Source organism: Phytopseudomonas straminea, from assembly GCF_900112645.1.
In the GTDB taxonomy this organism is placed as follows: domain Bacteria; phylum Pseudomonadota; class Gammaproteobacteria; order Pseudomonadales; family Pseudomonadaceae; genus Aquipseudomonas; species Aquipseudomonas straminea.
Window position 1 is genome coordinate 321250 of the sequence record NZ_FOMO01000005.1, and the last position, 11239, is coordinate 332488.

Annotated in this window: 11 protein-coding genes; 4 read left to right on the forward strand and 7 right to left on the reverse strand. The window is 61.6% G+C overall.

The genetic code is table 11. The features are described 5' to 3' along the window. Window positions 1–300 precede the first annotated feature (300 nt). The 3 genes from BM279_RS14560 to BM279_RS14570 form a co-directional block, all read right to left on the reverse strand. Complete coding sequence (locus BM279_RS14560; RefSeq protein ID WP_093504786.1) at window positions 301–1365, reverse strand: AI-2E family transporter; 1065 nt, start codon at window positions 1363–1365, stop codon at window positions 301–303. Between the two features lie 95 nt (window positions 1366–1460). Continuing rightward, complete coding sequence (locus tag BM279_RS14565) at window positions 1461–3143, reverse strand: methyl-accepting chemotaxis protein (protein ID WP_093504788.1); 1683 nt, start codon at window positions 3141–3143, stop codon at window positions 1461–1463. Window positions 3144–3256: 113 nt separating this feature from the next. Then, window positions 3257–4573 (reverse strand): Na+/H+ antiporter family protein, encoded by a 1317-nt coding sequence (locus BM279_RS14570; RefSeq protein WP_093504790.1) that lies wholly within the window; start codon window positions 4571–4573, stop codon window positions 3257–3259. 187 nt (window positions 4574–4760) lie between these two features. Here BM279_RS14570 and BM279_RS14575 point away from each other — a divergent pair, with 187 nt between their 5' ends. After that, window positions 4761–5357: an NADPH-dependent FMN reductase gene (locus BM279_RS14575; RefSeq protein ID WP_093504792.1), complete on the forward strand. Its 597-nt coding sequence runs from the start codon at window positions 4761–4763 to the stop codon at window positions 5355–5357. A gap of 83 nt (window positions 5358–5440) precedes the next feature. On the opposite strand, the gene BM279_RS14580 is transcribed toward BM279_RS14575, so the two are convergent. The 4 genes from BM279_RS14580 to BM279_RS14595 are packed head-to-tail and all read right to left on the reverse strand — an operon-like array spanning window position 5441 to window position 8052. Beyond that, window positions 5441–6763, reverse strand: coding sequence for a sensor histidine kinase (locus BM279_RS14580; protein WP_093504794.1), 1323 nt, complete (start codon window positions 6761–6763; stop codon window positions 5441–5443). Next, entirely contained in the window at window positions 6760–7428 is a 669-nt protein-coding gene (locus tag BM279_RS14585; protein ID WP_013791393.1) for a response regulator transcription factor, read from the reverse strand. The genes BM279_RS14580 and BM279_RS14585 overlap by 4 nt, the downstream gene beginning before the upstream one ends. Window position 7429: 1 nt before the next feature. Next, on the reverse strand, window positions 7430–7744 hold the full coding sequence (locus BM279_RS14590) for a PepSY domain-containing protein (RefSeq protein WP_093504796.1): 315 nt from the start codon (window positions 7742–7744) through the stop codon (window positions 7430–7432). After that, window positions 7744–8052, reverse strand: a complete 309-nt coding sequence (locus tag BM279_RS14595) for a PepSY domain-containing protein (protein WP_093504798.1) — start codon at window positions 8050–8052, stop codon at window positions 7744–7746. The genes BM279_RS14590 and BM279_RS14595 overlap by 1 nt, the downstream gene beginning before the upstream one ends. 129 nt (window positions 8053–8181) lie before the next feature. Between BM279_RS14595 and BM279_RS14600 the strand changes: the two genes are divergently transcribed. The 3 genes from BM279_RS14600 (at window position 8182) to BM279_RS14610 (ending at window position 11207) form a co-directional block, all read left to right on the forward strand. After that, window positions 8182–9261 carry a patatin-like phospholipase family protein gene (locus tag BM279_RS14600; protein WP_093504800.1) on the forward strand — a complete coding sequence of 360 codons (1080 nt, stop codon included), beginning with the start codon at window positions 8182–8184 and terminating at the stop codon, window positions 9259–9261. Window positions 9262–9637: 376 nt separating this feature from the next. After that, window positions 9638–9907, forward strand: coding sequence for a hypothetical protein (locus BM279_RS14605; protein ID WP_093504802.1), 270 nt, complete (start codon window positions 9638–9640; stop codon window positions 9905–9907). Window positions 9908–10181: 274 nt separating this feature from the next. Beyond that, on the forward strand, window positions 10182–11207 hold the full coding sequence (locus BM279_RS14610; RefSeq protein ID WP_167363146.1) for a DNA topoisomerase IB: 1026 nt from the start codon (window positions 10182–10184) through the stop codon (window positions 11205–11207). The last annotated feature ends 32 nt before the right edge of the window (window positions 11208–11239 follow it).

The window sequence follows — 11239 nt, forward strand, 5'->3', positions numbered from 1 at the left end:
GTCGCGTCATGAAAGAACGGCTGCCTCAGGGCAGCCGTTTTTATTTATGTGTGATGGGTGCGAGCCTCCTTAAAACGTCTGGCAGCTGCTCCCCGGGTTTCACCCAGGCTACGGATTTCGGTAATCGTGCTTTTCGTAGCCTGCTGCTGAGCGAAACGATGCGCAGGATTGGGGACGAAAGACTTCGCAGGGCGAAGACCCCGAGTTTGCTTCGCGCTACGCAGGCTACGGGGCGTTAAGACCGTGCGTGATAACGAAAAACGGCTGCACTCGGGCAGCCGTTTAGGGTGAAGCGGGAAATTACTCGGGCAACCTGACGGTCTTCTTGCCGCCGGCGAACAGGTTCCAGCTGGCAACGAACAATGCAGCGATCAGCGGACCCAACACGAAGCCGTTGAGGCCGAACAAGGCCATGCCGCCGAGGGTGGAAATCAGGATCAGGTAATCGGGCATCCGGGTATCCTTGCCGACCAGAATCGGGCGCAGGATATTGTCCACCAGGCCGATCACCAGTACCCCGAACAGGGTCAGCACCACGCCCTGCCAGATATCGCCGCTAAGCAGCAGGTACACCGCCACCGGCGCCCAGACGATACCGGCACCGGCCGCTGGCAACAGCGACAGGAAGGCCATCAGCACGCCCCACAGCAGCGGGCTGGGAATGCCCAGTATCCAGAAAATCAAACCACCCAGCGCGCCCTGTACGGCAGCCACGACGATATTGCCTTTCACGGTGGCACGCACTACTCGGGTGAACTTGATCTGCAAGCGGCGCTTGGTGTTGTCGCCCAGCGGCACGGCCATGCGAATGTCGCGTACCAGCTCCTGGCCATCGCGCAGCAGGAAGAACAGCAGATAGAGCATGATGAAAAAGCTCACCACGAACTGAAAGGTGCCTTGGCCGATGGCGAACACCTTGGTTGCCAGGTACTGGCTACCAGCAGCGGCGCCGCTGGTGATGCTTTCCTGCAGATCATCCAGATTGCCGACGCCGATACGGTCGATCTGCTGCTGCAGGAACGGAGGTAGCATCTGCTTGGTGCTGGTCACATAGGCGCCGACGTCCAGTTCACCGGAGTCGATGCGCTGGTAGATGCTGGTGCCCTCGGCAACCATCGCTGACGTGATGAAAATCACCGGCAGAATCGCCACCAGCAGGCACACGATCAGCGTCAGCAGCGCCGACAGGTTGCCGCGCCCACCGAGGCGACGCGCCATGCGCCGTTGCAGCGGCGCGAACACCACGGCAAGCGCCACCGCCCAGAACACCGCGCCGTAGAACGGCAGCAGTATCCAGATGAAGGCGATGGTCACCAGGGCGAGCAGGAGGATAAAGGTTTTCTTTTCGAGGGAAGTCGTCTGCATGGTCCGGTCACACGAGGGGGTATGCCCGTTAGTCTCCCGCGCCGCCGACAAAGTGCACTCTTATTACTGGGGCGAGCCTCCCTGCCACCCCAGCGTCAGATACGGAACTGGCGCACCAGGCTTTGCAGGCCCTGGCCGAGTTGCGCCAGGCTGCGGGCGGTTTCGGCGCCCTGACGGGTTTCGTCGGCGACGCTGTCCACTGCGCTGGCAATCTGGTGCACGCTGCGGTTGATCTCCTCGGCCACCGCGGTCTGCTCCTCGGCGGCGCTGGCGATCTGCGCGTTCATGGCGTTGATGGTGCCGATCAGCCCGGCAATGGCATCCAGCGAGGCGCCGGCCTTGTTGGCCTGCTCGCTGGTCAGCTCGCCGGCATCGCTGGACTGGCGCATGGCATTGACCGCATCGCGGGTACCGCTCTGCAGACGGTCGATCATGCCCTGGATTTCCTGCGTGCTCTGCTGAGTGCGGCTGGCCAGGGCACGCACCTCGTCGGCGACCACCGCAAAACCACGCCCGGCCTCACCGGCACGGGCGGCTTCGATGGCCGCGTTGAGCGCCAATAGGTTGGTTTGCTCGGCGATGGAGCGAATCACGTCGAGCACGCTGACGATGGAGTGCACGTCCTTCTGCAGGCTGTCCAGCGAGGTGCCGCTGCCGCGGATATCGCCGACCAACGAATGGATCCGTTCGATGCTGCCGTCCACCACCTGCTTGGCCACCTGCCCTTCGCGATCGGTCTGCTGCGCCGCTTCGGCAGCGCCCTGGGCGCTCTTGGCCACCTCGTGGGCAGCGGCGGACATCTCATTGATGGCCGTAGCGACCTGATCGGTTTCATGGCGTTGCCGCTCCATGGCCTGCTCGGAACGCTGCGCCTGGGCAGCCACCTGACTGACCAGTTCGGTCAGGTGTCCGGTCATTTCGCTGATCTGCCGCACCAGACCATGAACCTTGTCGACGAAGCGGTTGAACGAGCCAGCCAGCTCGCCCAGTTCGTCACGGCTGGTGACCGGCAAGCGCTTGGTCAGGTCGCCATCGCCGGCAGCGATGTCGTCGAGATTGGCCTTGATCTGCTGCAGCGGACGTAGAAAGGTGTTGGCCAGAATGCCGCCAACCACACCGAAGACCACCAGCAACACCGCGCCGATGACCAGAATGCTGGTAATGATGGTACTAACGCGTTGGTCGATCCCGGCGCGCACCTCGGCGATCTGCGCCTCGACGCCGTCCAAGTTCACCGCGGTGCCCAGGGCCATGTCCCACTTGGGCAGGTAATAGCTGTAGGCGAGTTTGGGCACCTGGACGGCTTCGTTGCCGGGTAAAGGTGAGGAATAGTTGACGTAGTAGCTGTTGTCCTTGGCGACGCGCACCAGCTCGCGGTTCACGAACACGCCGTTGACGTCGCGTCGGTCGTTGAGGCTCTTGCCGACATCCACGGGGCTGTCGCTGCGAAACAGGCGCACCACATTGGAGTCATGGCCGAAGAAGTAGCCGTCCTTGCCGTACTTGATTTTCGACAGGATAGCGATGGCCTGCTTGCGGCTTTCCAAGTCGCCATTCGGCGCGGCGTCATACAGGCTCTGCACGGCGCCCATGGCGATGGCGCTGTAATTCTGCAGCTCGCTACGTTTCTCGTCGAGGAGTCGCTCGCGGGTTTCGCTGACTTCGTCCTCTGAAAGGCTGTATAGCACCTTTGCGGCGGCACCACTGAGCACCACGGCGAACAGCAGAACGGGAACCAGGGCCAACAAGATGACTTTGGCTTTCAAGCTCAGGCGCATTTTTGTTTTCCTTATGACCAGGCGAAGCCAGACGATGGCTTCTACTCCAGTCATCGGCAGCTACTGGAAAACCTTAAGAAAGTTCGCCCGCAGCCAGCGCATGACCGCGCCTGTTACAGCACCATAGCTGCAACCCAGCCGAATGCCAGCAGCGGCAGATTGTAGTGCAGGAAAGTGGGCACTACGGTATCCCAGATATGGTTATGCTGGCCGTCGACGTTGAGGCCCGCAGTCGGCCCCAGGGTCGAATCCGAAGCTGGCGAGCCGGCATCGCCGATGGCGCCGGCAGTGCCGACGATGCAAACCGTGGCCAGCGGACTGAAGCCCAACTGCGCGCACAGCGGCACGAAGATGGCCGCGATGATCGGCACGGTGGAAAACGACGAACCGATGCCCATGGTCACCAGTAGACCGACCAGCAACATCATCAACACACCCAGGCCCTTGCTGTCGCCGATCCAGCCGGCGCTGGCGTCCACCAGCCCCTGGATATCACCGGTTTCGCGCATCACTTCGGCAAACCCAGAGGCGGCGATCATGATGAAGCCGATCATCGCCATCATCTTCATGCCTTCGGTGAACAAGTCATCGGTTTCCTTCCAGCGCACGATGCCCGAGGCGGAAAACACCACGAAGCCAAGCAACGCACCAACGATCATGGAATCCAGCCACAGCTGGGCGCCGAAAGCGATGGCCACCGCTACGCCGGCGACGATCAGGCTGCGGCTGTTGTAGCTGATGTCCACCCGCTCGGTGCGCTCGACCCGCGCCAGATCGTAGTTACGCTTGCCGCGGTAGCTGTACAGCGCCAGCAGCAGACCGGCGACCATGCCCATGGCCGGAATCAGCATGGCGTGGCTGACGTTCACGCCAGTGACATCCACGCCGCTACGCACCACGTTGGCGAGCAGAATCTCGTTGAGAAAGATATTGCCGAAGCCCACCGGTAGAAACATGTACGGGGTGATCAGACCGAAGGTCAGCACGCAGGCGATCAGCCGTCGGTCGATCTGCAGCCGAGTGATCACGTACAGCAGCGGCGGCACCAGCAGCGGAATGAAGGCGATATGAATGGGCAGGATATTCTGTGAAGAGATCGCCACGGCAAGCAACAGGCCTACCAGCATCCATTTCAGAGCCCCGCCACCGCGTTCATCCTGACGACCTACCAGGGTCAGTGCCTTGTCGGCCAGGGCATGGGCCAGCCCGGATTTGGCAATCGCTACCGCGAAGGCGCCGAGCAAGGCGTAGGACAGTGCCACGGTGGCGCCGCCGCCCAGGCCCTTATTGAATGCTTCAAGCGAGCCGTCCATACCCAGGCCGCCGATCATGCCACCGGCCAGCGCACCGATGATCAGCGCCACCACCACATGCACCCGGCACAGGCTGAGCACCAGCATGATGGCGACGGCTGCGATGACTGCGTTCATGAAAGGCTCCTCGAATCGCCGCCAGCGCGGCGCAATCAAAAAAGCGTCGCACTCTGCCGCAAGCTGACCCGAGTGTCAAAAACGCCGTGGGTAACAAGCGGCAATGTTCTAAGCAAATCGCACAAACGTCCTTTGCGGCACTTACTGCCGATGTTAGCTTCACGTCCTTTATCAACGGAGGATGCACATGCTCGATATCGTTCTGATCGCCGGCTCAAGCCGCCCTGACAGCCAATCCGCCAAGGTCGCCCAATTCCTGCGCCAACGCCTGATCACCCTGGGCAAGACCAATGCCGAGCTCAGCCAAGTCATCGACCTCGGTACCAGCCCGCTGCCGCTGTGGCCGGCCGAAGATGCCGGCGCCTGGGCCGACTACGGCCCACGTCTGCAACGCGCCGACGCGGTGGTGGTGATAGCCCCGGAGTGGAACGGCATGGCCGGCCCAGCGATCAAGAACTTCTTCATCTATGCCAGCAAGGCCGAATTGGCCCACAAGCCCGGCCTGCTGGTCGGCGTGTCGTCGGGCATCGGTGGTGGCAGCCCGATTGCCGAGCTGCGCAGCTCCAGCTACAAGAACTGCCGGATCAACTACCTGCCCGAGCACCTGATCATTCGCGCGGTGACCAAGGTGCTCAACGACGAGCAACCGGCGGACGAGGACGACAGTCGCATTCGCGCCCGTATCGATTACACGCTGGATATTCTGGCCAAGTACGGCGAAGCGCTGAAACCCGTGCGTGCCAGTATCGACCTCGGCAACCCGGCCTTTACCAACGGCATGTAAGCCGCGAGGCGGATCACCCCGGGTGATCCGCCTTTGTAGCCCGGGTAGAGCGAAGCGAAACCCGGGAGCCTTATTAGGAGCTATTACCGCGCGCGCAGCGGCAGCTCGATCCTGACCTGCAAACCGCCTAATTCGCTGTCGTGCAGTGAAATGCTGCCGTCCCAGGCATCGACGATATCGCGCACGATGCCCAGCCCCAGGCCGTGGCCCGCGGTCTGCTCGTCCAGACGAATGCCGCGGCTGAGCACTTCATCGCGGCGCTCGCTGTCGATACCCGGCCCGTCATCATCAACGCTCAACACATAGGCCTTGTCAGTGCGTTCGACAGTCAGCCGCACCTGGCTGTCCGTCCATTTGCAGGCGTTGTCCAGCAGATTGCCGAGCAACTCCAAGAGATCCTCCCGGTCACGCGGCAGCCGCAGATCGGGCGGCGAGGCCTGCCAGCTGAGTTCGATACCACTGTCGTGGATCATGCCCAGAGTGGCGAACAGCCCGGGCAGCTCCTGCTGGCAATCGAAATGCGCACCGGGCAGCGCCTCGCCAGCCAGGCGCGCACGGCCCAGCTCACGCGCGATGCGCTGCTCGATCTGCTGCAGGTGTTCGAGCAGGTTGTCGCGCAGCTCGGGATGCGCACGCAGCTCCTCCCGCGAGGCCAGGTTGACCAGCACCGCCAAGGGTGTCTTCAGCGCATGGCCCAGATTGCCGAGAGCGTTACGCGAACGCTTTAAGGTTTCCTCGGTATGGGCCAGCAAGTGGTTGATCTGCTCCACCAGCGGCTCCAGTTCCTCGGGCACCTGCTCGTCCAGTTCCGAGCGCTGGCCTTGCTGCAGCTGGGCGATCTGCGCGCGGGTCTGTTCCAGCGGGCGCAAGGCGCGACCGACCGCTATGCGCTGCAGAAACAGGATCAGCGCCAAGCTGCCCAGCCCCAAGCCCAGACCGATGCGCTGCACGCGCCGGAAGCTATCGAGCACCGGCGTGTAATCGCGGGCCACAGTGATGGTCAGGTCCTGTCCAAAGCGGCGGTACTCGCCGCGAAACGCCACCAGCACCTGACCCTGAGGGCCATCCTGCAACTCCGGCTGCAGGCCATCGACCAGGGAAGGCTGCAGTTCGCTGTCCCACAGCGAGCGCGAGCGCCAGCTCTTGTCGGAAAAATCGATGCGGAAATACAGGCCCGAATAAGGCCGGTGATAGGCTGCACCAAGTCGCGATTCGTCGAGCTGGATGCCTGACGGCCCGCGTACCAGGGCAATCAGCAGCGACTGCGCTTCCTCCTCCAGCCCGGTCTGCATGTAGCGGCGCAGGTTGCTGTCGAACAGCCACAGGCAGGTTTGCGCCAGCAACAGGCCGATGATCAGCAGCACGCTGATCAGCCCCAGGCTCAGGCGCCGCTGGATCGACCTCAAGCGGCGCTACCAGTGAAGCGATAGCCCTGCCCCCGGCGCGTTTCGATCACCTCACGACCGAGCTTGCGACGCAGGTGATTGACGTGTACCTCGATAACGTTGGAATCGCGCTCGGTCTCGCCGTCGTACAGGTGCTCGGCCAGGTGACTCTTGGAAAGGATCTGCCCGGCATGCAACATGAAGTAGCGCAGCAGACGGAATTCCGCAGCGGTGAGTTCGATTTGCTCATCGCCACGGCTGACGCACTGGCGGCTTTCGTCAAGCTGCAAGCCGGCGGCCTGCAGCTGCGGCTGATTGGCCAGACCGCGAGCACGGCGCAACAACGCCTGGATACGCAGCTGCAGTTCTTCGGGGTGGAAGGGTTTGGTCAGGTAATCGTCGGCACCGACCTTGAGGCCTTCGATGCGCTCGGCCCAGGAACCGCGGGCGGTGAGAATCAGCACCGGGGTGACCAAGCCACCCTGGCGCCACTCCTGCAGCACCTCGAGCCCCGGTTTGCCGGGTAAACCGAGGTCGAGAATGATCAGGTCATAGGGCTCACTGGCACCCTGGTACACGGCGTCGCGGCCATCGGCCAGCCAGTCCACGGCATAACCCTGGCGGGTCAGCGAGGCGGTCAGTTCATCGGCAAGCGGTACGTGGTCTTCAACCAGCAACAGGCGCATGTCAGTCGTCTACCTCATCCTTCAGAATCTTGCCGTCGTGGGCATGGATTTCCAGCTCTCGAACCACGCCCTCGCGGGTCAGCAGCTCCACTTCGTAGACGAAGACATCGTCCTCCTCTTCCAGCTCGGCTTCGAGCAGGGTCGCGCCGGGGTAGCGTTCCAGGGCGGCACGCATCAGCTGGTCGAGCGGCAGGATCACGCCGCTCAGACGCAGATCCCTCGCTTCGTCCTGGTCAAGATCACGAGCACTGGCCGCACAGCTCAGTGCGGCCAGCGAGACGATGCAGATGTAGCGAAAAACACCATTGCCTTTCATCAATCATCCTGGTGGTTCTTGAGGATGGCGCCATTGGTGGCATCCAGTTCGACATCCCATTTGCGGTTCTGGGCGTCGCGGATCTCTACCTGATAGAGGTAGCGGCCGTATTCTTCCTCGAGTTCGGTGTCGCCCAGTTTACCGCCGGGATGGGCAGCAAGGGCAGCCTCGTTGAGTTTCTCGAACGACTGGATGGTGCCGGCGTCACGCAGTTTCAGCGCCTCATCCGGGCCCAGGTCACGGGCTTGAGCGATACCGGCGGCGGTAGTCAGGGCGGCGATGGCGAACAGGGCAGTCAATTTCTTCATGGTGATCTCCTGAGTAATCGTATTTCGACGATGCTCAGGTTAAGGGCAACGACTTAATTCAACCTGAATTGGCCCACAGACCCACGCGCTCCACATCTCTATACTGGCGCCTCTTCTGCGGAGGTCGGCATGAGCGCCATTCAGATCAAATTCCCTGCCCTCACCCTCAAGGCCGGCCAGCGTGCGATGACGCGCATTCGCGAACGCGGCCTGCAGCCTGATGATGTTGGTACCCTACCAGGCGCAGCAGGCGGCCCCAAGGCGCTGGGCATTCAGGGCCTGGATATCGCGCTGTTCGGTGACTGGCTGGCAAGAGCGCCGAGGGAACGCTCGCTCATCGGCGCGTCCATCGGCTCCTGGCGCTTCGCCAGCGCCTGCCTGCCAGACCCTGCCGCGGCGTTGCAGCGCCTTGGCGAGCTGTATACCGGCATGCGCTTCGCCAAGGGCGTGAGCATCGCTGAGGTGAGCGCACGCTGCGTGCAGATGCTCGACGAGTTGCTGCAACAGCAGGATGCAGCCGTACTCGACAATCCGCATTACCGGCTCAACATCGTCGTGGTGAAAAGCCACGGCCGACTGGCTGAAGACGACCGCCGCTCTCTGGGTCTTGGTCTGTCGTCGGTGATTGGCAGCAACCTGCTCGGTCGCCCGCGTCTGGCTCGTCATTTCGAGAGGGTGATCCTGCATGACGCTCGCCTGGCGCCGCCGCTGCATCCGCTGACCGATTTTCCCTCACGTTGTCTGCCCCTGGATGTCGGCAACCTGCGCCACGCCTTGCTGGCTTCCGGCTCGATCCCCTTCGTGATGCAGGGCGTGCGCGACATTCCCGGCGCCGGCCCCGGCACCTACCGCGACGGCGGCCTGCTGGACTACCACCTCGACCTGCCCTACAGCGGCGATGACGTGGTGCTCTATCCTCACTTCACCGATCGCATCATTCCCGGCTGGTTCGACAAGGGTATGCCTTGGCGCCGTGGCGATGCCATGCGCTTGCAGGATGTGTTGCTACTGGCGCCTTCGCGCGACTACCTGGCGCGCCTGCCCTACGGAAAGCTGCCGGATCGCAAGGATTTCACCCGCTTCCTGAGCGACGACGCCGGACGCGAGCGCTATTGGCGCCAGGCCATGGACGAAAGCCGGCGCATGGGCGACGAATTTCTCGAACTGACCGAGACGGGGCACCTGGCCGATCGACTGGTCGCGCTATAACGCTTCGCAGGCCATTGCCGGGCGCCCAAGACGGCAGTCAGAAAACCGCCACAGATCGTTTTAGGCAAGTTAAACGACTGTCCCTATTAATAAAAAATCTGAACTTAACGGAACTGATTAGCTGGGCCATTTTCCTATTTGGTGTTGATGCCATTTTCGGTGGTTAAACATTAAGTGCACGGCCCAACGGCGTGCCGCCACACTTGAAAACTTTGATGCCCGTCAACTTCACAAGATGATTTTCAGTTTTTTTGAAAATTAATTAATTTGGATGTGACTTGCAGGCCTCATCGAAACATCAACAGCTAGGAACGTCAGCGTTAAATAAGCTCGCTGACACTATGAATCATTGGGAAACCCTCGGAGAACCGACCCCATGAACGCTTCGCTGCGTTTCAATGATGCACTGCTGATTGCCGACCGCGCCTTTCAACCTTTCCACTGCGTGGCCTGGGCGCCACAGGACGGTACAGGCGTACTGAGCCTGACCATTGTCGACCGCACCAACACACCGTTGATCGATCGTGCGCAACTGACCAGCAGCATCTACAGCGACCCTCAGGAGCTGGCCAAGGCCCTGAAAAAATCCCGTGACGAGATCAGCAGCAAGGGCTTCGATCTCGCCCCTTGGAGCATGCCGGAATAATTCCTCGGCAGTTGTTTTGCCAGTTGCCGTACCTTCGGGTGCGGCAACTTGTCTCAACGTTATACCCCCTCCCCGCCTTTATCCGTTCGCACCGTCGCATCCGTTAAAGTCTGAACTTACCCTCGCATTCTACGGGCTAAGTCTTTAACTGTTGTCATGAGCTGACCGGCATGCAAAACCTCTTCTTGATTCTGCCGCCCCTCTTGTATCGCGTCGCCATATCCGTCGGTGGTTTTCTACTGCCTGCTCGCGGCATGATCGGGAGCGCAACGCGATGACCAGCCTGTCGATAACGCCCGAACTGCCCAACGACCTAAATTACGTCGACGACCGCACGCCCGGCATCACCCGCCGCAAGCTACGCGGCAAGTTCTGCTATTTCGAGCCCAATGGCGAACGCATCCGTGACGCCCAAGAGATCGCCCGCATCAATGCGCTGGCGATACCGCCGGCCTATGTCGACGTGTGGATCTGCACTGACCCCAAAGGCCACCTGCAGGCGACAGGCCGCGATGCTCGCGGGCGCAAACAGTACCGCTATCACCCGCGCTGGCGTGAAGTGCGTGATACCGACAAGTACGCCAACTTGCTGACGTTCGGCAAGGCCCTGCCGAAGCTGCGCCAGACCGTGGAACAGCACCTGCTGCTGCCCGAGCATGGCCGCGAAAAGGTCATGGCCACGGTGATCACCCTGCTCGACAACACGCTGATTCGTATCGGCAACGTACGTTATGCCAAGGAGAACCGCTCCTACGGGCTGACCACCCTGCGCAACCGGCATGTCGAGGTACAAGGCAGCGCCATCCGCTTCCATTTCCGCGGCAAGAGCGGCATCGAACACGAAGTAGAAGTCAGTGATCGGCGCCTGGCGCGCATCATTCGCCGATGCCTGGAGCTGCCGGGCCAGCACCTGTTCCAGTACCTAGACAGCAACGGCGAGCGCCACACGGTGACCTCGACCGACGTAAACAATTACCTGCGCGAACTCACCGGCGCCGATTTCACCGCCAAGGATTACCGCACCTGGGCCGGCAGCGCCCTGGCGCTAACACTATTGCGCGAACTGGAATGGCAGCCGGAAAGCTCGGCCAAGAAGCATGTGGTGAGCATGGTCAAACAGGTCGCCGAAGAGCTGCGTAATACGCCCGCGGTGTGCCGCAAATGCTACATCCACCCGGCGCTAATCGAAGCCTTCCATGCCGGCGCTCTGGCTGATCTGCGCCTGGCGGCTGCACGCAAAGGCCTGCGTAGCGAAGAGAGCCTGCTGATGCGTTTTCTGGAAAAGCTGCCCATCGCCTGAATAGTGGCAAGATTTGTGGGTTTTATGTCGTT